Origin of the sequence: Serratia sp. PAMC26656 (assembly GCF_016469055.2) — a bacterium.
In the GTDB taxonomy this organism is placed as follows: domain Bacteria; phylum Pseudomonadota; class Gammaproteobacteria; order Enterobacterales; family Enterobacteriaceae; genus Serratia; species Serratia plymuthica.
The window spans coordinates 3,037,161-3,061,082 of record NZ_CP150486.1 but is presented as its reverse complement, the minus strand read 5'-3'; the positions used below and the strand labels follow the sequence as shown (position 1 = coordinate 3,061,082).

Here is a 23,922-nt window from a genome sequence, read left to right as displayed (position 1 = left end):
CATGCCCGACGCGGCTTTTATAGCAGCGGGCTGAAAAAGTAGAACAGGCGTTCGACAATACGGTGCCAGAACGGCCGTTTCTGCCACTCTTGGGCGTTCAGCAACTGCGAGCGGGCGATATAGTCATCCTGCACGCAGGCCAGATCGCTGCCGAAGCCGTCATCGTCGATGACCAGGGTGATTTCAAAGTTCAACCACAGGCTGCGCATGTCCAGATTCACCGTGCCTACCAGGCTGAGTTGACCATCGACCAGTACGCTCTTGGTATGCAGCAGGCCGCCTTCAAACTGATGGATGTGCACGCCGGCTTCGAGTAATTCGGAAAAGAAGGAACGGCTGGCCCAGCGTACCATCGTTGAATCGTTGTCGCGTGGCACGATGATGCTGACTTCAACGCCACGCAGTGCGGCGGTGCAAATGGCATGCAGCAGATCGTCGCTCGGCACGAAATAGGGCGTTGTCATGATCAATTGCTCACGCGCAGAGTACACGGCGGTCAGCAACGCCTGATGGATCATCTCGTCCGGGAAGCCGGGGCCGGAGGCGATGACCTGAATGGTGTGGCCGCTTTCCTGTTCGAACGGCATGATATTGACATCGGGCGGCGGCGGCAGAATGCGTTTGCCGGTTTCAATCTCCCAGTCACAGGCATAAACGATACCCATGGTGCTGGCGACCGGGCCTTCCATACGCGCCATCAGATCGATCCATTGGCCGACGCCGGCGCCCTGTTTGAAATAACGCGGATCGACCATATTCATACTGCCGGTATAGGCGATGTAATTGTCGATCAGGATGACTTTGCGGTGCTGGCGTAAATCCATCCGACGCAGGAACACGCGGAACAGGTTAACCTTGAGCGCTTCTACTACCTCGATGCCGGCATTGCGCATCATGCCCGGATAAGGGCTGCGGAAAAACTGCAGGCTGCCGGCAGAGTCCAGCATCACCCGGCAGTGCACGCCGCGTCGCGCGGCAGCCATTAGCGATTCGGCGACTTGATCCACCAGCCCGCCGGGTTGCCAGATATAGAACACCATCTCAATATTATGGCGTGCCAGCTCGATATCGCGGATCAGGGCCTTCATCGTCGAGTCTGTGGTGGTGAGCAATTGCAGTTGATTGCCCTTAACGCCATCAATACCCTGGCGACGATCGCACAACTGGAACAGAGGCCTGGCAACCTCGCTGTATTCCGTAGCGAAGATCCGTTGGCTCTCTTTTAATTCGCTGAGCCAGCGGGCGGTCGAAGGCCACATCGCCTTGGCGCGTTCGGCGCGACGTTTGCCTAAATGCAATTCGCCGAAAGATAAATAAGCCACGATACCGAATAACGGCAGAATATAGATAACCAACAGCCAGGCCATGGCAGAAGGTACAGCGCGACGTTTCATCAAAATACGTAGTGTGACCCCGGCGATAAGCAGCCAGTAACCGAACACCATGAGCCAACTGATTACGGTATAAAATGTTGTCATAAAGGCGAAAAATCCTGTTCGCAAACCACCAACAATGAGTGTACGCACAGAATGGTAAAGGGGGAACCTTTTCTCGGCGCTTATGTTGCATAAATATGATTGTCTTAAGGCACTTGCTGAAAACGAAAAAAACATTTTTATCCGGGCGACGTGGTTGTGGGTCGAACTACGGCTTGGATCGCACGGCGAAAGCGCTATAATGCCCGCCGTTGGCATTTGACGGACGAGTGACGAAACGATGAGACGCAGTAGAAACGAGGTGGGCCGTTGGCGGATGCTGCGGCAGAGTCAACGCCGCAGGCATCGCTGGCTGGAGCGCCAGTCATGCAGCAACCGGCACATTATCCGGGTGCGACGTCGCCTGGATGACCAGCACCGGCGCGCATTGCTGTTTGTGGTCGCCTACGAGTGGTAAAACGAAAAACAGTCCCGGAAGGGACTGTGAATTCGATGAAAAAGTTGCCTTTAAGCCCGAGGGGTAATATGGGGTACGTCCTTGTAGTCCCCATCGATTAACTCTCTCTGATTCAGGGCTTTATCACTTCTTGCCTAAAGTCCATTTCGCCATGCCTGCCCCCAGCACCATTAACAGCGCGGCAGCAATCAGTACCGCGATAAATGCCCGGTCGAAAGCCATGCGTGCCAACCGTTTTAGCTGTTCGGCCTGATCGGTGGCCAGAGTGGCGGCCAGCCGTAGAGCTTCATCAATGCTGTCATAGGCGATGTCGCTTACCGGCAAACTGCCCGGCAACGTCAAACTGTGACTATAGACGGCAGTCATCAACCCGCCGAGCAGGGTGATACCCAAAACTCCGCCTAGCTCATAGGAAACGTCTTCAATCGACGCCGCCATGCCGGATTTCTCTTCAGGCGCATTCAGCATGATAGCGGTTGATGCGGCGGTAATGGCACCGCCGACGCCAAAACCCGTGAGACACAGGCAGACCAATTGCAATAAAACGCTGCTTTGATAACACAGGGCGAGACCGGCGATCCCGAGACCGGTCAGAATAAAACTGCCGAACATCATACGACGTTCGCCGTAGCGGGGCAGGAATAAGCCAGTCAGCGGCCCGGCCAGCACGGAGGCCAGCGGGATCGGCAGAATAAAGAGCGCGGCTTGCAATGGGCTCAGATCGAGAACCAGCTGCAGGCGTTGACTCAGAACCAGTTCCACGCCAATCAGCGCTATCATCGAGAGCAAGGCAACGCCGACGCCACCGGCAAACAGCCGGTTTTGGAACAGCGTGAAGTCGATCATCGGGTATTGCGCCAGCCTTTGGCGGCGCACAAAAAAGACAAGAGAGACAATGCCGAGCGCCGCGGCTATCGCTAACGCAATAAACGAAGGCGCCGTTTTGCTCAATTCTTTCAGCGCATAGATGCTGCCCACCAGGCCGATCATGATTTGTACCGAACCGATGATGTCGTAAGGGCGCGTATTCTCTCCGCCGCAGTGCGGTATCAGTCGCCATGCCAGAGGCAGCACCAACATCACCACCGGCACGTTGATCAGAAACACCGAACCCCACCAGAAATATTCGAGCAACACCCCACCGACCACGGGCCCCAGCGCGGCGGCACTGGAGGCTACCGCCGCCCAGATACCAATAGCCAGCGCACGCTCGCGCTCGTCGGTAAAGATATGACGGACGATGGACAGGGTTGCCGGCATCATCATTGCGGCACCGACGGCAAGGAATGCGCGCGCAGCGATCAACCACTCAGCGGAGGGTGAAAAGGCGGCGCAAAGCGAGGCGGCGGCAAAAACCGGCAATCCGGCCATAAACAGGCGTTTATGACCGACGCGGTCGCTCAGCATGCCAGCGCCAGGCAGCAAACCTGCAACCACCAACGGGTAAGCGTTTACGATCCATAATTTTTGTGACGCATTGGCATCCAGCGCCTGCGTCAGCCGTGGCAAGGCGGTGTATAACACCGTCATGTCGATAACGATCAGAAATAGTGCGCTGGAGATTAAGGCCAGGATCAACCAGCGGTTGTTTACGAACATAATATTATTCCAAAAAATGCGGCCGGCGCGGATGCGCGACCAGAAGGTAAACCCCAGTCTCCACTGGTGGTATACTGGTCATAATATATATCCATACGTACGTATTGAAAAGAGGGGTTTATCAATGGGACGTCAACGCAGCATCGATCGTGACAAGGTTCTGGATGCGGCCGAAGAGATTGTCGCCAACCAGGGCGCCGCCGGACTGACCATTGATTCCGTCGCAAAAGCGATGGGGATCTCCAAAGGCGGAGTGCAATACTGCTTCGGCAGTAAAGATGCGTTGATTGATGCAATGTTTGAACGCTGGGGCAAGGCGTATGACACCCTGTTCGACGCGATTGCCGGGGAAAACCCCTCGGCTACCACCGCCGTGCGGGCGCATATGCAGGCGACCAGAAGCTCCGATCAGGCGTCCAGCGCCAAGGCTGCGGGGTTGATGGCGACGCTGATTCAAACGCCGGAGCATCTGGATAGCACGCGCGAATGGTACCGCAGCCGGATTGCCGGTCTGGATTTGACCACTGAGGAGGGAAGGCGCGCACGGTTGGTGTTTCTGGCCACTGAAGGGGCATTCATGCTGCGATTTTTTGGCCTGATGGATATTGGCCAGCAAGAGTGGGACGCTATGTTTGCGGATATGCAGGCATTGGTTCTGGCGCCGAGCCAAACGGCTGTAGCGGGTCAGGCATCGAAGTAAAAAAATCTTAACTCCGACACCGTTCGGCGCGGCGCGCAGGCCGGGTTGATAGTTAACCTGGCCGGTTACCCCGTTTTACGGCACAAATATTTGCCCTTTATGACGCCGTCATAAAATCGGCCTTTTGAAACCACCGCTACAAAATCCTGGTAGATTCGATTGGGAACCCCGATATATTGATAAATCCCCGCATCACGAAACTGGATTTCCAGAACCTGAGCATTTTCATCATAGCCTATTGATATAATTCTTGAAGATGAAACCGGTTGTCGCTGCAAGTAGACTCCCCCTGTTAATTCATTATTATTTATATGGTTATAGGTAGCCCGTTAACCATACCAGAAGCAGGAATGCGCCGCCAGACGCTTTGCTTTAAGAGGAAAGCTATCGCACTGATAGTTGGCGAGGCAAAAGAGGAAGGCGTAGGGTTATCTGACAAGATATTCCCTCGAAGAACCCTTTAGCCAGCCACTCCGTGCTGGCTTTTTTTGACTTCAATATGAAAAAGCCGCAGTAATCTGCGGCCGCTGTCAGCATACGAATTCTTTATACCTGACGCATATAAACATCTGTAATGCGCAAGTCGAAGTTGCTTTTCATTTGCGAAGTATCCACCAGCAGGAAAGCATGAGTAGCCCAATCCGGAGCCCGCTCAAATGCCGGCGATTGGGTCACGTAGCCTTGCATTTGCCCAGGAATAACCACGGTTTTCAGTTCAGATTCACTGCCGCTGAAATTATAGGTGTATGAGTGGCCGGTCTGTTGCATCAGTATTTTGGGCTCGACGTCCTGCTGTGCGCCAAACTCGCTCAGTTTTGCCCAAATGATTTTGACCTGGCAACTCTGCCCATCGCCCGCGAAAGTATTGGCACGGAGGTGATGAATGACACTGCCATAACCTTTCAACGCAATGGTACCGAGCACTGCCTGATACACGCCATCCCCTGCGGCTGCGTTACGGGCAAGAGAGACGAATCCAGCTTGGCGTAGCATGCTGAAGTTGGTGCTATTTATCGTACCCCAGCCATAACGCGATTTGCGTACATTGTTAATCCCGCCCGGTGGTAGCACCCAAACCTCTTCGGTCCATTTGTCATTCCCGGTACCACTGGTATAGGTCGAACCGTCAAGCCAGTTGTCTTGCACCGCGGCATCGGTACGAACCTGCGTCAGCAAATAGGGCCAGGCAATGGGCAGTTGCGTATCATGCAATGACACCGAGCCGCTGCCATCAATCCAACCACTGACGTTGGCGTCCCCCCCTTGCTGCATCTGGCCGATATTGACTTTTTCGAACACCACCCGCGCCAGGTTGCCAAAATAGAAGGGGTTACAAGTCGTCGGATAAGTTGACGGGCTCCCGCCGGCTTTGAAGGTGAACAGGCCGCCAACAAAATTGACCTTGCAGCTTTTGTTATCCGGGACGTTGACGATGTAGTTTTGTGGGCCAAGGCCTTCAAGATGGCAGTCGCGGAAAATGTGTTGGCCACCTTCGATATGAATATATTTTCCCCGACTGTCCGTCGACGTTTGCTGGCCGTTTTTCCCGTAGATATAGTCGAAGGAGCAATTGAAGAAATAACTGTAGCCTCCCTGCAGGTTAACGCCGCAGTTGCTTTGCCCAAAGACGCAACTGTGGAAGTTCATCTCTTCACCAGAATCTGAGGTGTTGTTTGGGAAGTAATAACAGATATCACAATGATTGAAGGTAAAACCGTACATACGCAGGAAATAGAAATTTTTTGTACCGGTAAGACCATAGGCGAAGTTCTCAATACCGCCGCCTGTGAACGTAATCGCGTTGCGCGGATAACTGTCCGAGAGTGATTCGGAGAATGTCATGCCATCGACAAAAGAGTCAGCACCGGGGCCAAGCATACGCAAATTTTTAGCGCTAAGATTGCCTTGAGCGTAGCCGGCGCGATTTTGCCATTTGATGGCGGTATTGTGGAGGTCTTCACTGCCATGTGCAATTGCTGTGAAATCCAGCAGTGCACCAGAAAAATCATAATCGACGGTTTTAGTGTCAAAAGTCAGGGGGGACGTACATTTAAATCGTCCATTGCCAAAAATCAGATTGCCGTTTTTCAAGACCCGCGCGCCGCTGGCGGTGACCAGCGAACTGGCATAATCATGCGCACGTTGAATAGCATCGGTATCGTCAGCAATGCCATCGCCTTTAGCGCCGTACATATAAGGCGACACTGTACCGGCGACCTCCAGTACGCGCAGCCAGACCCACGACGTATTAGGGCGTATAAACATGCCGCCATCGTCCGCCGGCGTTGACTGTGCTTTAGCGACAAAAATGCCCCCGCCGGTAGGTTGACGGTTACTGGTGCTCCAGTTGGCATCATAGGCGGTTACGGCGATCAGCTCACCGGCAAGGGTAGGTACAGTACTTCTCAACGTTGCGATATCAGGGCAGGTGTTCATCATTAAGATCCTCATAGAGAAAGAAAAGCACTGTATCTATATACAGTTATTGAAGTCTATGAGTACGTTGATGAATGCGCAACAGCGTAGGGGAAGAAGGCTGTTGTGCTGGCCAAGACCAAACGAGGAACGGAAACCTTGGACTTTACGTTGATCTTCAACGGATGTGTCAGGTTATGAGCCGCCAACATCTGTAATCCAGCGTGATAAACCTGCTCGTAATAACCAACCCGCAGAGGCAGAACCCCGCAGGTTGTGAGTAAACTAAAATACTTGTTTAAAAGGTTTTACCGTCACGTCACCATAAACGCCGGCGGCGACGTAGGGATCCTGTTCAGCCCAGGCTTGGGCATCTGACAGCGAGGCAAATTCCGCAATCACCGTAGAGCCGCTGAAGCCTGCACTGCCCGGATCGTTGCTGTCGATAGCCGGGTTTGGGCCGGCAATCACCAGACGGCCTTCATCCCGCAGCGCCTGCAGACGTGCCAGATGCGCCGGTCGCACTGACAGACGGTTTTCCAATGAGTTGGGGACGTCCTGCGCGTAGATCAGATAAAGCATGTTTCACCTTTAAAATCATTAGTATAGAAGGGGTGATTCAAGGTAGCGCAAAAGGCGCGCCAAGGGAATGCCTGGCAGGGGGAATTTACCTCTGGCTGGCGCTTATGCCTTGAAGCAGCTAGTTTTTATTCGTATAGTGCGGCCGCGCGATGAATTGAACCCCTGTGTGAGAGGTGAGGAAATGACGGAACTGGTTAGGGATAAACTCGACTTGCCTGAGGGCAAAAGCAAGCTGTTGCTGCACTCCTGCTGTGCGCCTTGTTCCGGTGAGGTGATGGAAGCCATTCAGGCCTCCGGTATTGAATACGCCATCTTTTTCTATAACCCGAATATTCACCCGCAAAAAGAGTATCTGCTGCGCAAGGAAGAGAACATTCGCTTTGCCGAGCAACACGGGATACCCATTATTGACGCCGATTACGATACCGATAACTGGTTTGCCCGCGCCAAAGGCATGGAAAACGAGCCAGAGCGTGGGATCCGTTGCACCATGTGTTTCGACATGCGTTTCGAGCGTACCGCGTTGTACGCACATGAACACGGCTACGATACCATTTCCAGCTCGCTGGGTATTTCCCGCTGGAAGAATATGCAGCAAATCACCGACTGCGGCGTCCGCGCGGCAGAAAAATATCCTGATCTGCAGTATTGGGATTACAACTGGCGCAAAAAAGGTGGCGCATCGCGAATGATAGAAATCAGCAAGCGCGAACGTTTCTACCAGCAGGAATACTGTGGCTGTGTCTATTCGCTGCGTGATACCAACCTGCATCGCAAAGCGCAGGGACGGCCACTGATCAAATTGGGTGTGCTGTATTACGGTGATGAAGAATAACGCTGCATTGGTGAAGAATAACCCGCTACGGCGGGTTTTTTGTTTTTGTCGCGATAAATCAGGTTAATAGAGCGTGTGACATCCTTAGTGGAAATGCAAATGAAAGGTTAATATCCCCATGAGTTTACAGGTTTTAGCGATGAATAATGACGATTAAAGCGATAGTTTTCCATTCGTTATTGAATATGATTGCTATTTGCATTTAAACTTGGCGAACCAGAGGAAACAGAATCATTATGCCGCTAAAAAAGATGTTCCTTAATCGCCGTTTATCAGTGCCGATTGTCCTGTCCGTTGGCTTACATAGCGCCCTGGTGGCGAGCCTGCTCTATGCTTCCGTCAATGAAGTCATGGAGTTGCCGAAACCAGAGGATGCGCCGATCAGCGTCATGATGGTCAATACCGCCGCAATGGCCGAGCCGCCACCTCCTGCGCCTGCTGAGCCAGAACCGCAGTTGGAACCAGAACCAGAACCGGAACCGCTGCCAGAGCCACCGCCAAAGGCGATATTGAAGCCTGAGCCGGTCAAACCCAAACCGAAGCCGAAACCGAAGCCGAAGGTCGAAAAAACGGTCAAACGCGAACCGCAGAAAACCGAGCCGCGCGAGCCATCGCCGTTTGAAAATAACGAGCCGGCCAAGCCAGTCGACAAAGCGCCGGTGAAGCAAGCACCTTCAGCGCCGGTTCAGGGCAATTCGCGTGATGTGGGGCCGAAGCCAATCAGCCGTGCAGATCCGATCTACCCACCGCGCGCCAGGGCATTGCAGATCGAAGGCAAGGTGCGGGTGCAGTTTGATATCGACAGCGACGGTCGCGTGACAAACGTGCGTATCCTGTCTGCGGAACCGCGCAATATGTTCGAGCGTGAAGTGAAACAGGCAATGCGCAAGTGGCGTTATGAAGCCAAGGAAGCGAAGGATCGCACCACGAATATTATCTTTAAAATTAACGGCACCACGGAGATGGACTGATATCGACGTTGGCGCCAATAGAAAAGGGTCGTCGAAGCGACCCTTTTTGCTGCCTGCATGTCAGCTATTCTTCAAAGCCGACGCGGAAGTTCATTTTGCCATCGGGCAGGGCGCGTGAGTTGCCCTCATCGTCCACCGCCACATAAGTAAATACCGCCTCGGTTGCACGGTAGCGCTGGCCGATAGGCGCGGAGGACACTTTCTTCACCCACACTTCGATATTGATGGTGATCGAACTGCGGCCGGTGCGGATACACTGCGCATAGCAGCAAACCACATCACCCACTGCGACCGGTTTCAGGAAGGTCATACCATCGACACGTACTGTCACTACGCGTCCTTCGGCAATTTCTTTCGCCTGAATGGCGCCGCCAATGTCCATTTGCGACATCAGCCAGCCGCCAAAAATATCACCGTTGGCATTGGTATCTGCCGGCATTGCCAGAGTACGCAGCACCATTTCGCCACTGGGTAAAGGTCGTTGTTGTGTCATAGCCGTCTGCTTATCAAAGAAGGGTTTTCATTATACTGCCCGCAGCAAGCGCTACGGGCATTAACAATTTTGTAACTATTTTTTCTGTTCTTCCGGCATATGCCGATAAATATAAATACCGCTGAGCAAGGTAAACACCAGCGTCAGCGCCGTCAGGCCGAACACTTTAAAGTTAACCCAAACGCTTTGCGGCAGCCAGAAGGCGACGTAGATATTCGCCAGGCCACAGAGCAGGAAGAAAACTGCCCAGGCCAGGTTGAGGTTGCTCCACACCTTGTCCGGCAGCGTCAGCTCTTTACCCAGCATGCGCTGGACCAGCGGCTTCTTGAGCACCAGTTGGCTGATCAGCAACGCCAACGCAAACAGGGTATAGATGACCGTCACTTTCCATTTGATAAACAAATCGTTATGGAATACCAGCGTCAGGGTGCCGAACACCAGCACCATCAGGAAGGTGATCAGCGTCATCTTCTCGACCTTGCGGTATTTGATCCAGGTGAACACCAGTGCCAGGGCGGTAGCGACAATCAATGCGCCGGAGGCGACGTAGATATCGTAGAGCTTGTAAAAAGCAAAAAAGACAATTAACGGGAGGAAATCAAGAAACTGCTTCATAAATCAATCCATCATCTGTTCATCGCCCGACTATACCGGATTCGGCGGGCTCTGTGTACCGCTGGGAAGCGCTGATTATCGGCGTTTGAGAGCCGGATTTCTGCCATGAAAGCAGGAATTTGCATAAACTTACGATTGAGGTCGCGACTTCGTGGTGGACCGATTGCCAGCGCGGCCCTGGCATCTCATGATACGCGTAATAATAGTCGGATAATTTATAACGGAAAACAGTTTATGCAGTGGAAATCTCTCCAGGCGCTGACGCCTGGTTTGACGCATTTATTAGGGTATCAACGCAGTTGGCTTAAGCCGGATATACGCGCCGGGCTCTCCGTAGCTGCGGTGGCATTGCCGGTGGCGATCGCTTACGCCGAACTGGCCGGGGTCAGCCCGGTGGTGGGGCTGTACTCCTGTATTTTGCCGATGGTCGCCTACGCGTTTTTCGGATCGTCGCGCCAGCTTATTGTCGGGCCGGACGCAGCCACCTGCGCAGTGATAGCCGCAGTAGTGACGCCGCTGGCGGCGGGTAATATGGAGCGGCACTGGCAACTCACCATTATGATGACGGCAATGATGGGCGCCTGGTGCCTGTTGGCTAGCCGTTTCAAACTGGGTGCACTGGCGGATCTGCTCTCCCGGCCGATACTCAGCGGGCTGCTGAACGGTGTGGCGATCACTATCATGGTCGATCAGATCGGCAAGGTCCTGGGTTTTGGCGTTCATCCTGCGCAGTTGATTGAGCGTATTTACGCGCTGCCGGGCAACCTGATGCACAGCGACTGGCTGACCATGGCGGTGTCGCTGCTGACGCTGGTAACGCTGCTGGGGTTTAAAAAATGGCGCCCTAATTGGCCGGCACCGTTATTTGCCATCGTATTGGCGGCTTTCGTCACCTGGATAGGCGGGTTGCAGCAGCATGGCGTAGTGACGGTGGGCGGTTTTAGCGACGTACTGCCGATAGTCCAGTGGCCGGATTTCCAGCCAGGGTTGCTGCGAGACATGGTCATTCCGGCGCTCAACCTGGCGGTAGTGAGTTTTGTCAGCATGATGCTGACTGCGCGCAGTTTTGCGGCGAAGAACGGTTATGAGGTGAATGCCGACGCCGAGTTCCGCGCGCTTGGGCTGGTGAATATCGTTTCGGCGCTTTCGCAGGGGTTTGCCATCAGCGGGGCGGATTCCCGTACTGCGGTTAACGATGCCAACGGCGGCAAGAGTCAATTGGTGTCGATCATTGCAGCAGTGGTGATTGCCTTCGTGCTGTTGTTCCTGATGGCACCGCTGCAGTTTATTCCGGTGGCGGGCTTAGGCGTAGTGCTGATGTACGCCGCCTGGTCGTTGCTGGACTTTCGGGGCATCTGGATTATGCGCCGCCGCAATGCGCAAGCCTTCAGGTTGGCCATGTTCACTTTCCTGTGCGTGCTGCTGGTGGGGGTGATCAGCGGCATCGGTCTGGCCGTTTTACTGGGGCTGATGCAGTTTCTGCGCACGGTGTTTCGCCCAACGGAGCAACTGCTGGGTGTGAACGACGAGGGCATGATCCACTCGATGGGCAACAACAACGGCGTCAAGGCAGTACCCGGCGTGATGATGTACCGTTTCAACTCACCGTTAACCTATTTTAACGTGGCGTACTTCAAGCGCAGGATCCTGAATCTGGTGGATAGCACGCCGTTTCAACCGCGCTGGGTGGTGGTGGATGCCGTAGCCAGCTTTACCCACGCGGATATCAGCGTGCTGGCGGCTATCGACGAACTGAAACGTGATTTGTTACAGCGTAACGTAAAACTGGTATTGGCGGGGCGACGAACCGAGCTGACGCGCTGGTTCCGCATCAATCGGCTGGGACGCGATCGTGAATTGATTCTGGTTCCGGATTTGTATCTGGCGTTGAAGCTGATTCAGAGCAAGGAACAGGCTGAGACGGCAGCGGTTCCATAAGCAAAAAGAGCACGCCGAGGCGTGCTCTTTTAGTTACTGCAGGCAGATCAACTGCGCAGCAGCATATACAGACGGAACAGGTAAATCAGCAACAGGGCGGAAACCAGGTTGCTCAGCGCCGTAAGCACCACGCTGGCGACATTCGGGGTCAACACCGAAAGGTGACTTACCATAAACAGCACCAGCAGTTTGGCGGCCAGCCACAGCATCATGGCCGGCACAATCACGCGCGCATTGGCGAAGGCCAGTTTGCAGCTCAACTTGATCGACGCGAACACGCCTTTTTTGTCGGCGGTGGTGATCACCGGCGCCAGCGAGAAAGCGATCGCCATGATCACGCCTGGCACGACGAACAGCGTCAAGCCCAGTTGAATCAGCAGGGTGCAGATAAACAGCAGCAGCAGCAGGCGCGGCAACTCCGGTGCAGAAGCGCCGATAGCGCGCAGCGCGCTGATGCGTTGCCCTTGGGAAACCAGGCGAATCAGCGTCAGCATCCCGCCAACCAGCAACACGTTACCCACCAAAGCGGAGAAAGTGGCGGCTGCCGATACCTTCAATAACACCATCTGCTGCTCGGGCGTCATTTGCTGAATGATTTCCTGGATCCCCATTCCGGCGGATGCCGTAAAATCACCTTCCGTTGCGGACAAGATCTTCAACTGCTCGACGTCAGGGCTAAAAACCTGATTGAGCAGCACAGAAATGAACGCGGTCAACAACGCCAGCATCAGGATGCTGGTCAGTTGATTACGGAAAAAGTTAAAACTGTCACGGTACAACGTGTTGGCCGTGATAGGCATGCAGACTCCTTGGCATCGAGAAACTAAAGATATATCCATCACCTTTCAAGCTGCAGCATGGTTGGCTGCAACTTGAAATTCATAGGGTATATAGCAAAATCAGTGGGCGATTGTACCCTGTTCCGCGTCGCTGTGGCACCCCGCGAATTGCACTGCGCTTATTTCTTCGGCAATCACCGTTATTGGCAACGACAAGCGTAAGGGAACCGGCAGCGGCGGCAGACCATAACGCTCACGGGCGCGATCGCAGGCTTCGTTGCGCAGGCCGTTTTCTCCAGACTGATCGAATTCGCGGCAAGGGCTGGGGCGATTGAGGTAAATGGAGCAGGACACGGCCTTGCCGATTTCACCCTCGAGGGCGGTACAGCGCGGGGACTTGCTGTTGGTCCCCTGCATACAGCGCAGGAAGGGGGTTAAGGGTTCGGTAAGAGATAAAGGGACCGCGCCGCCGCCATCTTCCGCTTCGGCCCAATAGAACGACACTCGAAAATAGCCGCAGCATGCGCCGCAACTGACACAGGGATTATGAATTTCGCTCATCTTGATCGCGCCGACTCCTGACGGCACCCACCAAAACCAACACGGATAATGAAATTACTCAGTGGCTGTTTTTTTAGCAACTGAAGTTTGAAGATGCAGATGTTTTGCAACAAAATGCATTATTTGATTCAGATCAATTCTCTATTTATTAGTCCCTTAGGTAACCTTGTTTTTAGTAGGAATTAAAAAATTTACACATAAGATGTGATCCCGATGGGATCATAAATACCCGTAAGTAGGTATATTCCCTTCCGAATAGTAACCACACAAATGGAATGGATAATGAAAAAGATAACTCTGGTGGTATTGGCGGCTATGATGGCCCCTATGTTGGCAAACGCGCATCAGGCGGGTGATTTTCTTTTCCGCGCGGGTGCAGCAACGGTACGGCCTAATGCGGGATCGGACGACGTACTGGGGCAGGGATCCTTCAATGCCGATAATAACACCCAGCTCGGTCTGACCTTCGGCTATATGGTAACGGACAATATTGGCGTAGAGCTGCTGGCAGCGACGCCGTTCCGCCATAAGGTGTCGTTGAATGGCGCAGCAGTGAACGGCAATATCGCCACGGTGCGCGATCTGCCGCCGAGCCTGATGGCGCAATATTATTTTGGCGGCAAGCAAGACAAACTGCGCCCATATCTGGGGCTTGGCGTGAACTACACCACTTTCTTCGATGAAAAGTTCAATGACAATGGCAAAGGGGCCGGGCTGAGTAATCTGAGTCTGAAAGACTCCTGGGGTGTTGCTGCGCAGGCGGGGCTGGATTACAACCTGGATGAGCACTGGATGTTGAATATGTCGGTGTGGTGGATGAATATCGAGACCAAAACCCGCTTTGACGATGCCAATGGCAATCATCACAGCATTGATACGCGGTTGGATCCTTGGGTGTTTATGTTCGGGGCAGGTTATCGCTTCTGAGGATGACCGAGACAGGGAGGCGCAATGCCTCCCTGCGATCGTTATTTGAGCTGCATGACGTTCTCAACGGATTTCACACCCGCCACGCCGCGCGTTACCTGCACCGCTCGATTGGCGTCGGCGCTTGAGCTGACAAAGCCGCTCAGTTGCACGCGACCTTTGAAGGTTTCGACGCTGATTTCTCTGGATTTGATGGTTTTATCCGCCAGCAGCGCTGACTTCACCTTGGTAGTGACTACCGTATCGTCAATATAACCGCCAGTCCCCTCGGATTTCGCTGTCGGCGCGCAGGCGCTTACTGCGAATGCCACAACGGCTGCCATGCATAAGGCCGAAAGGGTTTTAAATAGCTTCATAAATTACTCTCCATGCAATGTTATTGTTGAAACTACATTCAGGTTATTGCCTGAAAACGCTCAGTATTTCCGCAAAATACAGAAATCTGCAACGGGCACCTTCAAGTGTGAGTCAATAAGCGGGTTTGTTCAAATTTTAGATGTAAAAAAATCGAACAACACTGAGAGGAAACAAGATGTTATCGGCGGGCGCAATCGATCACGCCCGCCGCAGGGAGGATCAGATGCGGGTCGCGGCTTTCATTTCGCTGACAAAGTTCGCCAGCCGAGTCAGCATTTCTGCCGGCTGCGCCTGATTTTGCTCGATAATTTTGACGATCGCCGAACCGGAGATCGCACCGGCGGCACCGGCCTGCAGCGCATCATGCACCTGCGCAGGTTCGGAGATGCCGAACCCCTGCAGCGGTGGCGCGGCATGGTATTCGCGCAGTTTGTTCACCAGATGATGCAGTGGCAGTTGGGCGCGGCTCTCGGTGCCGGTAACGCCGGCGCGGGACAGCAGGTAAGTATAACCCCGTCCGTGTGAAGAGATTTCACGCAGCAAATCGTCGTCTGCATTTGGCGGACAGATAAAAATAGGCGCAACGCCGTGGCGGGTGGCGGCGGCACGGAAGGGCGCAGACTCTTCAAATGGCACGTCGGCAATCAACACCGAATCCACGCCGACTTCAGCGCAACGCTGGTAAAACGTATCGATACCTTTATGAAACACCAGGTTGGCGTACATCAGCAGGCCGATAGGAATGGTCGGGTGCTTCTGACGAATGGCGGCCAGCATTTCAAAACACTGGGTCGGCGTCACGCCGGAGGCGAAGGCACGCAGCGCAGCGCTCTGGATAGTCGGGCCGTCGGCCAGCGGATCGGAGAATGGGATGCCCAGCTCCAGCGCATCTGCCCCGGCTTCAACCAGAGTATCGATAATTTGCAGCGACAGTGCCGGGTTCGGATCGCCCAGAGTGACAAACGGGACGAAGGCGCCTTCCTTGTTGCTTTCCAGGCGTTTGAACAGTTGCTGATAACGTTCCATCAGATTTCTCCCCGAGCTTTCAGTATGTCGTGAACGGTAAATATGTCTTTGTCGCCGCGGCCGGACAGGTTAACCACCAGGATCTGTTCTTTCTGCGGCGTTTCACGGATCATTTTAAGCGCGTGCGCCAGGGCATGGGAGGATTCCAGCGCCGGGATAATGCCTTCGCTGCGCGACAAAGCCTTGAAGGCATCCAGCGCTTCGTCGTCGGTAATCGATACATATTCGGCACGGCCAATGCTGTTCAGATAGGCGTGCTGCGGCCCGACGGATGGGAAGTCCAGCCCGGCGGAAATGGAATAGGACTCTTCGATTTGGCCTTCGGAGGTCTGCATCATCGGCGCTTTCATACCGAAATAGATACCGACGTGGCCGTGCTTCAGCGGCGCACCGTGTTGGCCGGTTTCGATACCGAGACCGGCAGGTTCCACGCCGATCAGGCCAACGCTGACGTCATCGATAAAGTCGGCAAACATGCCGATGGCGTTAGAACCACCGCCGACGCACGCCAGAACGGCGTCCGGCAGGCGGCCTTCGCGCTCCAGCATCTGCGCCTTGGTTTCTTCGCCGATCATGCGCTGGAACTCACGCACGATGGTCGGATACGGGTGCGGGCCGGCTGCGGTACCCAGCATATAGTGAGCGGTTTCATAGCTGCCGGACCAGTCGCGCAGCGCTTCGTTGCAGGCATCTTTCAGCGTGGAGGAACCGCTGTGCACCGGGATCACTTCTGCACCCATCAGGCGCATGCGGAACACGTTCGGCGACTGGCGTTCAATATCTTTGGCACCCATATAGATGCGGCATTTCAGGCCGAGCAATGCACAGGCCAGAGCAGAGGCCACGCCATGCTGGCCGGCACCGGTTTCGGCGATGATTTCGGTTTTGCCCATGCGCTTGGCCAGCAACGCTTGCCCCAGCACCTGGTTGGTTTTGTGCGCGCCGCCGTGCAGCAAATCTTCACGCTTCAGGTACAGCTTGGTTTTGGTACCGGCGGTGAGGTTTTTGCACAGCGTCAGCGCCGTAGGGCGGCCCGCGTAGTTTTTCAGCAGATCGATAAACTCAGCCTGGAATTCAGGGTCGCGCTGTGCGCTGACGAAGGCCTCTTCCAGTTGTTTTAATGCTGGCATCAGAATCTGCGGCACATATTGGCCACCAAATTCGCCGAAGTAGGGGTTAAGCAGCGTCATTATAGTTCCCGTTATTATCCGTTAAATTGTGTTCGCATTCAGTAGGCGCGCAGCGTTTGAAATACCGCTGCCAGGCGGGCAGGATCTTTAATTCCGGGCTGGCTCTCGACGCCGGAGTTAAAGTCCAACCCGGCACAGCCGAGTTTGGCTGCGTCAACGCAGTTGTCTGCGCTCAGACCGCCCGCCAGCATCACGTTATCCAGGTTTTGGCCGTGCAATACCGACCAGTCGAAACGCTGGCCGGTGCCGCCGGCGCCGTTATCCAGCAGATAGCGGTCAACGTGCTGCAGATCACGTGCCGGCAAGCTGTCTTTCACGCTCAGCGCTTTCCAGATCTGACAGGAGGCAGGCAGTTTGGCGCGCAGGGCGTCGATATAGGCTTGATCTTCCGCGCCGTGTAGCTGTACCGCCTTCAGACCGAGGCGTTCAACGGTTTGCACCAGGGTTTCCACCTGCGCATCGCAGAACACGCCGACATATTCCAATGGCGCACCGGCAATCACTTCGCGGGCGCGGTTGATGTCGACATAGCGCGGTGAACGCCCGACAAAAATCAGCCCGCCGTAGATCGCGCCGGCCTGATAGGCGGCAGCGGCATCTTGTGGGCGGGTCAGCCCGCAGACTTTATTGTCGCCCAGCGTCACCCGACGTACGGCGGCGCGCAGGTCAGTTTCCGACATCAGTGCGCTGCCGATCAGGAACCCGTTGGCGAAGTGGCTCAGTTCGCGGATTTGGCCGTAATTGTTGATGCCGGATTCGCTGATCACCGTCACCCCGTGTGGCACGCGTGGCGCAAGTTGGCGGGTACGGTCCAGATCAATGCTAAGGTCGCGCAGGTCACGGTTGTTAATGCCGACCACGCGTGCCTCGAGCGCGATTGCCCGCTGCAGCTCTTCTTCGCTGATCACTTCGGTCAGCACGCCCATGTTCAGGCTGTGCGCCACGGCTGCCAACTGGCGATATTGATCGTCGTCCAGCACCGACAGCATCAGCAGGATGGCATCGGCCTGATAGAACCGCGCCAGGTAGATCTGGTACGGGTCGATAATAAAATCTTTGCACAGTACCGGCTGTGTCACCGTTTTGCTGACCAGCGGCAGGAAATCGAAGCTGCCCTGGAAGTACTTCTCATCAGTCAGTACCGAGATGGCCGAAGCGAAATCCTTGTAGACCGAAGCGATTTCGACCGGATCAAAGTTTTCACGGATCAACCCTTTGGAAGGGGACGCTTTTTTGCATTCAAGAATAAATGCCGTTCTGGCTCCTTGCAGTGCATGATAAAAGCCACGTTCGCTTGGGACGATTTCATTGTAAAAGCTGGCCAGTGGTTGTTGTTGCTGTCGTGCTGCGACCCATTGCGCTTTATCACGAACAATCTTGTTGAGCACGGTTTCCTGCATCATTTATCCTCTTGCTGCCAGTGCGGTGACGCGCTCGTAAGCTTGCCCGCTGTGAATCATGTCCAGTGCCTGCTGCGCGTTTTGGCGCAGGTCTTCATGCCCGAATAACTTCAGTAACAGCGCCACGTTAGCCGCTACCGCTGCGGCGTGCGCCGGGTCGCCTTTACCTTGTAACAACCGTGCCAGAATGTCACGGTTTTCTTCCGGCGATCCGCCCTGCAGGGCTTCCAGCGGGTAGCGTTGCAGTCCAAAGGACTCTGGCGTTAATTGGTAGCTTTCAATCTCACCGTTGTTCAGCTCCGCCACGTGGGTCGCGCTGTGAATTGCCACTTCGTCCATGCCACCGCCGTGCACCACGGCTGCACGCTGATAACCCAGCACACGCAGGGTTTGGGCTATCGGCAGTACCAGCTCCGGGCTGTAAACGCCGATCAGCGCCAGCGGTGGACGTGCCGGGTTGATCAACGGGCCGAGTACGTTAAATACCGTGCGGGTTTTCAACTGTTGGCGTACCGGCATCGCATGGCGGAAACCGGTGTGATATTGCGGTGCAAACAGGAAACACACGCCCAGTTCATCCAGCGCCTGGCGGGACTCTTCCGCCGGCAGATCCAGGCGAATGCCGAATGCCGCCAACAGATCCGAAGAGCCGGAACGGCTGGAGACGCTGCGGTTACCGTGTTTTGCCACTTTGGCACCGCATGCCGCCGCCACAAAGGCGCTGGCGGTCGAGATATTGATGCTGTTGGTGCCGTCGCCGCCGGTGCCGACAATATCGGCAAACGGATAGTCAGGGCGTGGGAACGGCAGGGCGTCGGCCAGCAGGGCCTTGGCGGCACCGGCAATCTCTTCCGGGCGTTCTCCGCGGATTTTCATGCTGATCAGTGCCGCTGCCAGTTGGCTGGGCTCCAGCTCACCACGCACGATAGCGCTGAACAACTGCTGGCTTTCCTCTTGGCTCATTGATTCTGAGCGGTACAGTTTTTCAAGAATAGGTTGCATCGTCGTTTCCCTTATTATTTCGCCAGCGCCCAGGCCAGAGTTTGCTCAAGCAAACGTGCGCCGTGGGTGGTGAGGATCGATTCCGGATGGAATTGGAAACCACATACGCGGTGCCGGTCATTACGCACTGCCATCACCATGTCGCCAAAACGAGCGTTAACGGTGAGTTCGGCCGGGATATTGCTGCCGACCAGTGAATGGTAGCGAGCTACCGGTAGCGGGTTCACCATACCGGCAAACATGCCTTCGCCATCGTGGCTAATGGCCGAGGCTTTACCGTGCAGGATCTCGCCCGCCTGGCCAACGTGCCCACCGTAGGCCTCTACAATCGCCTGGTGCCCCAGGCAGATGCCGATAATCGGCAACTGGCCGCGCAGGCGTTGCAGCAGCTCTGGCATGCAGCCGGCTTCGGATGGCGTACCGGGGCCCGGTGACAACATCAGCACCGGTTGCTCCAACTGTTGCAGGCGCTCGATAATCGCGTCTGTAGAAATCTGGTTGCGGTAAATCACCACCTGGTGGCCGCTGGCACGCAGTTGATCGACCAGGTTATAGGTAAAGGAATCAACGTTGTCGAGCAGTAAGATATCGGCCATCAGAACACCTCCTTGGCTTGGTGCGCGCTGGCAATGGCACGCAGCACGGCACGTGCCTTATTACGGGTTTCATCGGCTTCCGCCTGAGGAACAGAATCCAGCACCACGCCGGCGCCGGCTTGCACGGTGGCGATACCGTCTTCAACATACGCGGAGCGGATGACAATACAGGTATCCAGATCGCCGGTGGCGGTGAAATACCCCACCGCACCGCCGTAGCTGCCGCGACGGGAGCCTTCAGAGGCAGCGATCAACTGCATGGCGCGGACCTTGGGGGCACCGCTCAGGGTCCCCATGTTCATACAAGCCTGGTAGGCGTGCAGCACGTCAAGGTCGGCGCGCAAGGTGCCGATCACCCGGGAAACCAGGTGCATCACGAAAGAGTAGCGGTCCACTTTGGTCAGGTCTGCCACGTAGCGGCTACCGGCCTGGCAGATGCGCGCCAGATCGTTACGCGCCAGATCGACCAGCATCAGATGCTCGGCCAGTTCTTTGTGATCGGTGCGCATTTCCAATTCGATGCGGCTGTCGAGATCCAGATCCAGCGAGCCATCAGCGCGGCGGCCACGTGGGCGGGTACCGGCAATCGGGTAAATTTCGATCTGACGGTTGCTTGCGTCGTATTTCAACGCGCTTTCCGGAGAGGCGCCGAACAGAGTGAACTCGTCGTCCTGCATAAAGAACATGTAAGGGCTTGGGTTACTGTCTTTCAATGTTTGGTAGGCCGCCAGCGGGGCTGGGCATGGCAGCGAGAAGCGGCGTGATGGCACTACCTGGAAAATCTCGCCCTGGCGAATGGCCTGCTGCAGTCCGCTGACCACGGCGCTGTATTCCTCATCGGTCTGGTTGCAGCTTAACTGCATGTTTTCCAGCTTCTGATGCGGAATGGGGTGCGGAGTCTGTTTCAACTGGGTTTGCAACTGCTCAAGACGCTGCTGCAGGCGCTGCTCTTCCGCCGCATCGGCGGTAAACACGCTGGCCTGCAGGCGAGCCACGCCGCGCTGATGGTCCAGCACCAGCAGGGTTTCCGCCAGGTAGAAGCAAAAGTCCGGGCAACGTTGATCCTGGCGCAGCGCCGGCAGATCTTCGAAACCGGCAACCAGGTCATAGGCAAACAGGCCGCCGAGCATGACCGCTTCACGCTCGTCAGCCGGGGCGTCAACCAGTGTCAGCAGAGTACGCAGAGCGTCAAACACTGACAGTGAGCGCAGACGCGCATCCTCATCCTGCACTGCATCAATGACCGGGAAGGTCAGTTCGCGGCCGTTTGGGCGTACCTGAATCTGCACTTCTGCCGGCAACGCCTCATCGAGGAGCGGCAGCATCGCCGCACCGTTGGCGGTCAGCGCTTGCAGCGTGACGCTGCGGCCCAGCGCGGTGATGCGCAGGGCGCTGTCGATCACCAGCAGGCTCTGCAGGTTTTGCTTGCTGTTTATCTCGGCAGACTCCAGCAGCAGGGTGGCCGGGCGTGCGCCGCACAATTGGTGGAAAATGGTCGTCGGATCGCCCCGGTAGTGGGTTTCCGCCTTCAGCAGTGTGAGTTGTGGTTTGATGTTCATCATGGGGAGTTCCAGTTAGATTTTGTCCATAAAAAAGCCCGCATTACCAGCGGGCTTAGGGAATCTGCAGTGTCAGATGACAGGTATGCGTGATTACACCGCCCGCGAAAGGGAAGTACGCCACCAACGAAGAAGAGAAGTTTGCTTATTCATATCTTTGCTCTCTCGATTATCATCCAACCAGGGGATGCCCCTGAACTTGTGTACTAGTTAACTGGTTCGAAGGAATAAAGTCAACCCTCTTTTTACACAATGTTTTAGCGGCAAACGTGAGTTATTTTCATCAAGGCGAATGTGAGCGGGCCAGAATAGATTTCCGTCCGGCCGACGATCGCGGGTATGATAGAAAGCCAAGCCATTGCCGGATATTACTTTTGACAGACAGCAACCCCCAGCCTTCCGCGTTTACCCTATACGACCTCCACAGCCATACTACCGCCTCTGACGGCTATCTGACACCGGCGCAACTGGTGCAGCGGGCGGTTGAAATGCGGGTTGGCGTTTTGGCGATCACCGATCACGACACCACCGATGGACTGGCCGCGGCCGCCGCCGCGATTGCCGAGTTGTCGCTGCCGTTGCAGCTGGTGAACGGGGTAGAAATCTCCACGCTGTGGGAAAACCACGAAATTCATATCGTCGGCCTGGGGATTGATATCGCCCATCCGGCGATGGTGCAGCTATTGGCCGAACAGACTGAACGTCGCAACCTGCGTGCGCAGGAGATTGGCTTACGGTTGGCAAAAGCACGCATCGATGGCGCCTTCGAAGGCGCGCAAAAATTGGCGGACGGCGGGGCGGTGACGCGTGGGCACTTTGCGCGCTATCTGGTGCAGATAGGCATTGCCGACAACATGGCGCAGGTGTTCAAGAAATATCTGGCCAAGGGCAAAACCGGTTACGTTCCGCCACAGTGGTGTACAATAGAACAAGCCATTGATGTGATTCATCAATCTGGCGGGCAGGCGGTGATAGCACATCCGGGCCGTTACGATCTGACGGCCAAATGGCTGAAGCGGCTGTTTGCGCATTTTGCCGAACACGGCGGCGATGCGATGGAAGTGGCCCAGTGCCAGCAAGCACCGCATGAGCGTTCGCTATTGGCGAAGTATGCGCAAGAGTATCAATTACTGGCGTCGCAGGGGTCTGATTTTCATCAACCCTGCGCGTGGATCGAACTGGGCCGTAAACTGTGGTTACCCGGCGGTGTTGAGCCGGTGTGGCGCGACTGGCCGCAACCGCAGCAGGCAGCAGTATATTGATTTAACGGGGGCGGATGCGCCCGCGTGCATCATTTTAGGAGCAAGTCATGAGTCAGCTTTTTTATATTCATCCAGATAATCCTCAACCGCGTTTGGTCAACCAGGCGGTGGACGTGCTGCGCAAGGGCGGAGTGATTGTCTACCCGACAGATTCCGGTTATGCGCTGGGCTGCAAGCTGGAAGAAAAATCGGCGATGGAACGTATTTGCCGTATTCGCCAGTTGGACGGCAACCACAACTTTACGCTGATGTGCCGCGATTTGTCCGAGCTTTCGACTTACGCCTATGTCGACAATACCGCATTCCGTTTGATCAAAAACAACACGCCGGGCAACTACACCTTCATCCTGAAAGCGACCAAAGAAGTGCCACGCCGCCTGATGAATGACAAACGCAAAACCATCGGCCTGCGTGTACCCTCGAATCCGATTGCATTGGCGCTGTTGGAAGTGCTGAACGAGCCGATGATGTCGACCACGCTGATGTTACCAGGCAACGATTTCGCCGAGTCCGATCCGGAAGAGATCAGTGATCATCTGGGCAAGCAGGTGGATCTGGTGATCCACGGCGGTTTCCTGGGCCAGCAGCCGACCACGGTGATTGATCTGACTGAGTCGGCGCCGGAAGTGGTGCGCGAAGGTGCGGGCGACATAACGCCTTTCCGTTGATTTTATCGTTGCGGCGGTTGCTCATTTTCTGAAAAGTGGCTGAAACGACGTTATTTATCGTGAAAGCCGCTATTCTACACAATCAAAAACTGAAAATAGGCAGGATGCATAGCGATGATTAAACGGGGTTCTCTTTTAGCGGTCTTATTGTTTTCCTCTGTGGCCAATGCCGGTTTTTATTCCGGTAACGCCTTGCTGTCTGAAACGGGCGGCTATGTGAAAAACAAAAATGGGGCCGCTACCGTTGCGGAAGCGCTCGATGGCGGAATGTTCATGGGCTATGTGGCCGGCGTCTTTGACACCTATTCGATGCAGGGCAACCGCAATATTTGCCCGGATGCCGGCATGAGCGTAGGCATGGCTTCCGATGCGGTAATGCATTATTTAAATGAACATCCTGAACAACTGCATTACTCTGCACCTTCGGTGATTATGTTGGCGCTAACCGCTGCTTATCCTTGTGAAAGGCACTAAATCTGTTCGTTTGGTGCGTATATTTTCATTTGGTGCGCTCCCCGTTTTTTAGCACGTTCTTCAATAGATTAAATCGCCAA

Annotated in this window: 23 protein-coding genes, 1 pseudogene and 1 other annotated feature; of the genes and pseudogenes, 9 read left to right on the top strand and 15 right to left on the bottom strand. The window is 55.0% G+C overall.

The annotated features are described in order from the left end of the window. Positions 1–17 precede the first annotated feature (17 nt). Complete coding sequence (gene cls / locus JEM67_RS15400; RefSeq protein ID WP_013813202.1) at positions 18–1,478, bottom strand: cardiolipin synthase; 1,461 nt, start codon at positions 1,476–1,478, stop codon at positions 18–20. Positions 1,479–1,716: 238 nt separating this feature from the next. On the opposite strand from cls, the gene JEM67_RS15395 reads away from it, so the two are divergent. After that, positions 1,717–1,893, top strand: coding sequence for a YciY family protein (locus JEM67_RS15395; RefSeq protein ID WP_004945296.1), 177 nt, complete (start codon positions 1,717–1,719; stop codon positions 1,891–1,893). Between the two features lie 123 nt (positions 1,894–2,016). Here JEM67_RS15395 and JEM67_RS15390 read toward each other — a convergent pair whose 3' ends face one another. After that, entirely contained in the window at positions 2,017–3,492 is a 1,476-nt protein-coding gene (locus tag JEM67_RS15390) for an MFS transporter (protein WP_199636045.1), read from the bottom strand. Between the two features lie 124 nt (positions 3,493–3,616). Between JEM67_RS15390 and JEM67_RS15385 the strand changes: the two genes are divergently transcribed. After that, positions 3,617–4,192 carry a TetR/AcrR family transcriptional regulator gene (locus JEM67_RS15385; protein WP_013813200.1) on the top strand — a complete coding sequence of 192 codons (576 nt, stop codon included), beginning with the start codon at positions 3,617–3,619 and terminating at the stop codon, positions 4,190–4,192. 65 nt (positions 4,193–4,257) lie between these two features. Here the strand turns inward: JEM67_RS15385 and JEM67_RS15380 are convergent, their stop codons facing one another. The 3 genes from JEM67_RS15380 to JEM67_RS15370 all read right to left on the bottom strand — a co-directional run bounded on the left by JEM67_RS15380 (position 4,258) and on the right by JEM67_RS15370 (position 7,189). Then, entirely contained in the window at positions 4,258–4,470 is a 213-nt protein-coding gene (locus tag JEM67_RS15380; RefSeq protein WP_013813199.1) for a KTSC domain-containing protein, read from the bottom strand. A gap of 268 nt (positions 4,471–4,738) precedes the next feature. Continuing rightward, entirely contained in the window at positions 4,739–6,631 is a 1,893-nt protein-coding gene (locus tag JEM67_RS15375) for a hypothetical protein (protein WP_233527674.1), read from the bottom strand. A gap of 261 nt (positions 6,632–6,892) precedes the next feature. Next, positions 6,893–7,189, bottom strand: coding sequence for a YciI family protein (locus JEM67_RS15370; protein WP_199636044.1), 297 nt, complete (start codon positions 7,187–7,189; stop codon positions 6,893–6,895). Positions 7,190–7,370: 181 nt separating this feature from the next. Between JEM67_RS15370 and JEM67_RS15365 the strand changes: the two genes are divergently transcribed. Beyond that, positions 7,371–8,024, top strand: a complete 654-nt coding sequence (locus JEM67_RS15365) for an epoxyqueuosine reductase QueH (protein WP_013813154.1) — start codon at positions 7,371–7,373, stop codon at positions 8,022–8,024. Positions 8,025–8,260: 236 nt separating this feature from the next. Beyond that, positions 8,261–8,995, top strand: a complete 735-nt coding sequence (gene tonB, locus JEM67_RS15360) for a TonB system transport protein TonB (protein WP_199636043.1) — start codon at positions 8,261–8,263, stop codon at positions 8,993–8,995. Between the two features lie 64 nt (positions 8,996–9,059). Here the strand turns inward: tonB and yciA are convergent, their stop codons facing one another. Both yciA and JEM67_RS15350 read right to left on the bottom strand, forming a co-directional pair. Next, entirely contained in the window at positions 9,060–9,488 is a 429-nt protein-coding gene (yciA, locus tag JEM67_RS15355; RefSeq protein WP_004945276.1) for an acyl-CoA thioester hydrolase YciA, read from the bottom strand. Positions 9,489–9,563: 75 nt separating this feature from the next. Further along, the gene (locus JEM67_RS15350; protein ID WP_199636042.1) at positions 9,564–10,103 is read right to left on the bottom strand and encodes a septation protein A; all 540 of its coding nucleotides are present in this window, start codon (positions 10,101–10,103) and stop codon (positions 9,564–9,566) included. Between the two features lie 234 nt (positions 10,104–10,337). Here JEM67_RS15350 and JEM67_RS15345 point away from each other — a divergent pair, with 234 nt between their 5' ends. After that, on the top strand, positions 10,338–12,041 hold the full coding sequence (locus JEM67_RS15345) for a SulP family inorganic anion transporter (RefSeq protein ID WP_013813151.1): 1,704 nt from the start codon (positions 10,338–10,340) through the stop codon (positions 12,039–12,041). Positions 12,042–12,088: 47 nt separating this feature from the next. On the opposite strand, the gene JEM67_RS15340 is transcribed toward JEM67_RS15345, so the two are convergent. Together JEM67_RS15340 and JEM67_RS15335 are read right to left on the bottom strand one after the other, a co-directional pair. Further along, a complete protein-coding gene (locus tag JEM67_RS15340; protein WP_006321166.1) occupies positions 12,089–12,841 on the bottom strand; it encodes a YciC family protein in 753 nt (250 codons plus the stop codon). 99 nt (positions 12,842–12,940) lie between these two features. Beyond that, a complete protein-coding gene (locus JEM67_RS15335) occupies positions 12,941–13,381 on the bottom strand; it encodes a YkgJ family cysteine cluster protein (RefSeq protein ID WP_199636041.1) in 441 nt (146 codons plus the stop codon). Positions 13,382–13,663: 282 nt separating this feature from the next. Between JEM67_RS15335 and ompW the strand changes: the two genes are divergently transcribed. Next, positions 13,664–14,308, top strand: a complete 645-nt coding sequence (gene ompW, locus JEM67_RS15330) for an outer membrane protein OmpW (RefSeq protein ID WP_199636040.1) — start codon at positions 13,664–13,666, stop codon at positions 14,306–14,308. A 41-nt stretch (positions 14,309–14,349) separates the two neighbouring features. On the opposite strand, the gene JEM67_RS15325 is transcribed toward ompW, so the two are convergent. The 6 genes and pseudogenes from JEM67_RS15325 to JEM67_RS15300 all read right to left on the bottom strand — a co-directional run bounded on the left by JEM67_RS15325 (position 14,350) and on the right by JEM67_RS15300 (position 21,441). Continuing rightward, positions 14,350–14,664: a BON domain-containing protein gene (locus JEM67_RS15325; protein ID WP_013813148.1), complete on the bottom strand. Its 315-nt coding sequence runs from the start codon at positions 14,662–14,664 to the stop codon at positions 14,350–14,352. Between the two features lie 220 nt (positions 14,665–14,884). Beyond that, entirely contained in the window at positions 14,885–15,691 is an 807-nt protein-coding gene (gene trpA / locus JEM67_RS15320; RefSeq protein ID WP_199636039.1) for a tryptophan synthase subunit alpha, read from the bottom strand. After that, a complete protein-coding gene (gene trpB / locus JEM67_RS15315) occupies positions 15,691–16,881 on the bottom strand; it encodes a tryptophan synthase subunit beta (RefSeq protein WP_004945250.1) in 1,191 nt (396 codons plus the stop codon). Before trpB ends, trpA begins: the two co-directional genes overlap by 1 nt. Before the next feature lie 38 nt (positions 16,882–16,919). Next, on the bottom strand, positions 16,920–18,281 hold the full coding sequence (gene trpCF / locus JEM67_RS15310; protein WP_199636102.1) for a bifunctional indole-3-glycerol-phosphate synthase TrpC/phosphoribosylanthranilate isomerase TrpF: 1,362 nt from the start codon (positions 18,279–18,281) through the stop codon (positions 16,920–16,922). Positions 18,282–18,284: 3 nt separating this feature from the next. Continuing rightward, positions 18,285–19,879, bottom strand: a pseudogene (trpD, locus tag JEM67_RS15305) (bifunctional anthranilate synthase glutamate amidotransferase component TrpG/anthranilate phosphoribosyltransferase TrpD). After that, the gene (locus tag JEM67_RS15300; protein WP_013813144.1) at positions 19,879–21,441 is read right to left on the bottom strand and encodes an anthranilate synthase component 1; all 1,563 of its coding nucleotides are present in this window, start codon (positions 21,439–21,441) and stop codon (positions 19,879–19,881) included. Before JEM67_RS15300 ends, trpD begins: the two are co-directional and overlap by 1 nt. Before the next feature lie 25 nt (positions 21,442–21,466). Then, positions 21,467–21,570, bottom strand: a sequence feature (Trp leader region). 242 nt (positions 21,571–21,812) lie between these two features. Here JEM67_RS15300 and rnm point away from each other — a divergent pair. From rnm to JEM67_RS15285, 3 genes are all read left to right on the top strand, one after another. Next, entirely contained in the window at positions 21,813–22,700 is an 888-nt protein-coding gene (gene rnm, locus JEM67_RS15295) for an RNase RNM (RefSeq protein ID WP_013813143.1), read from the top strand. Between the two features lie 47 nt (positions 22,701–22,747). After that, positions 22,748–23,368, top strand: a complete 621-nt coding sequence (locus JEM67_RS15290; RefSeq protein ID WP_013813142.1) for an L-threonylcarbamoyladenylate synthase — start codon at positions 22,748–22,750, stop codon at positions 23,366–23,368. A gap of 114 nt (positions 23,369–23,482) precedes the next feature. Next, positions 23,483–23,842: a Rap1a/Tai family immunity protein gene (locus JEM67_RS15285; RefSeq protein ID WP_004945227.1), complete on the top strand. Its 360-nt coding sequence runs from the start codon at positions 23,483–23,485 to the stop codon at positions 23,840–23,842. The last annotated feature ends 80 nt before the right edge of the window (positions 23,843–23,922 follow it).

Excerpts from the sequence above, each read along its gene's own strand:
- cls (WP_013813202.1), bottom strand. The coding sequence starts at position 1,478 with ATGACAACATTTTATACCGTAATCAGTTGGCTCATGGTGTTCGGTTAC.
- JEM67_RS15395 (WP_004945296.1), top strand. The coding sequence starts at position 1,717 with ATGAGACGCAGTAGAAACGAGGTGGGCCGTTGGCGGATGCTGCGGCAG.
- JEM67_RS15390 (WP_199636045.1), bottom strand. The coding sequence starts at position 3,492 with ATGTTCGTAAACAACCGCTGGTTGATCCTGGCCTTAATCTCCAGCGCA.
- JEM67_RS15385 (WP_013813200.1), top strand. The coding sequence starts at position 3,617 with ATGGGACGTCAACGCAGCATCGATCGTGACAAGGTTCTGGATGCGGCC.
- JEM67_RS15375 (WP_233527674.1), bottom strand. The coding sequence starts at position 6,631 with ATGATGAACACCTGCCCTGATATCGCAACGTTGAGAAGTACTGTACCT.
- JEM67_RS15370 (WP_199636044.1), bottom strand. The coding sequence starts at position 7,189 with ATGCTTTATCTGATCTACGCGCAGGACGTCCCCAACTCATTGGAAAAC.
- JEM67_RS15365 (WP_013813154.1), top strand. The coding sequence starts at position 7,371 with ATGACGGAACTGGTTAGGGATAAACTCGACTTGCCTGAGGGCAAAAGC.
- tonB (WP_199636043.1), top strand. The coding sequence starts at position 8,261 with ATGCCGCTAAAAAAGATGTTCCTTAATCGCCGTTTATCAGTGCCGATT.
- yciA (WP_004945276.1), bottom strand. The coding sequence starts at position 9,488 with ATGACACAACAACGACCTTTACCCAGTGGCGAAATGGTGCTGCGTACT.
- JEM67_RS15350 (WP_199636042.1), bottom strand. The coding sequence starts at position 10,103 with ATGAAGCAGTTTCTTGATTTCCTCCCGTTAATTGTCTTTTTTGCTTTT.
- JEM67_RS15345 (WP_013813151.1), top strand. The coding sequence starts at position 10,338 with ATGCAGTGGAAATCTCTCCAGGCGCTGACGCCTGGTTTGACGCATTTA.
- JEM67_RS15340 (WP_006321166.1), bottom strand. The coding sequence starts at position 12,841 with ATGCCTATCACGGCCAACACGTTGTACCGTGACAGTTTTAACTTTTTC.
- JEM67_RS15335 (WP_199636041.1), bottom strand. The coding sequence starts at position 13,381 with ATGAGCGAAATTCATAATCCCTGTGTCAGTTGCGGCGCATGCTGCGGC.
- ompW (WP_199636040.1), top strand. The coding sequence starts at position 13,664 with ATGAAAAAGATAACTCTGGTGGTATTGGCGGCTATGATGGCCCCTATG.
- JEM67_RS15325 (WP_013813148.1), bottom strand. The coding sequence starts at position 14,664 with ATGAAGCTATTTAAAACCCTTTCGGCCTTATGCATGGCAGCCGTTGTG.
- trpA (WP_199636039.1), bottom strand. The coding sequence starts at position 15,691 with ATGGAACGTTATCAGCAACTGTTCAAACGCCTGGAAAGCAACAAGGAA.
- trpB (WP_004945250.1), bottom strand. The coding sequence starts at position 16,881 with ATGACGCTGCTTAACCCCTACTTCGGCGAATTTGGTGGCCAATATGTG.
- trpCF (WP_199636102.1), bottom strand. The coding sequence starts at position 18,281 with ATGCAGGAAACCGTGCTCAACAAGATTGTTCGTGATAAAGCGCAATGG.
- JEM67_RS15300 (WP_013813144.1), bottom strand. The coding sequence starts at position 21,441 with ATGATGAACATCAAACCACAACTCACACTGCTGAAGGCGGAAACCCAC.
- JEM67_RS15290 (WP_013813142.1), top strand. The coding sequence starts at position 22,748 with ATGAGTCAGCTTTTTTATATTCATCCAGATAATCCTCAACCGCGTTTG.
- JEM67_RS15285 (WP_004945227.1), top strand. The coding sequence starts at position 23,483 with ATGATTAAACGGGGTTCTCTTTTAGCGGTCTTATTGTTTTCCTCTGTG.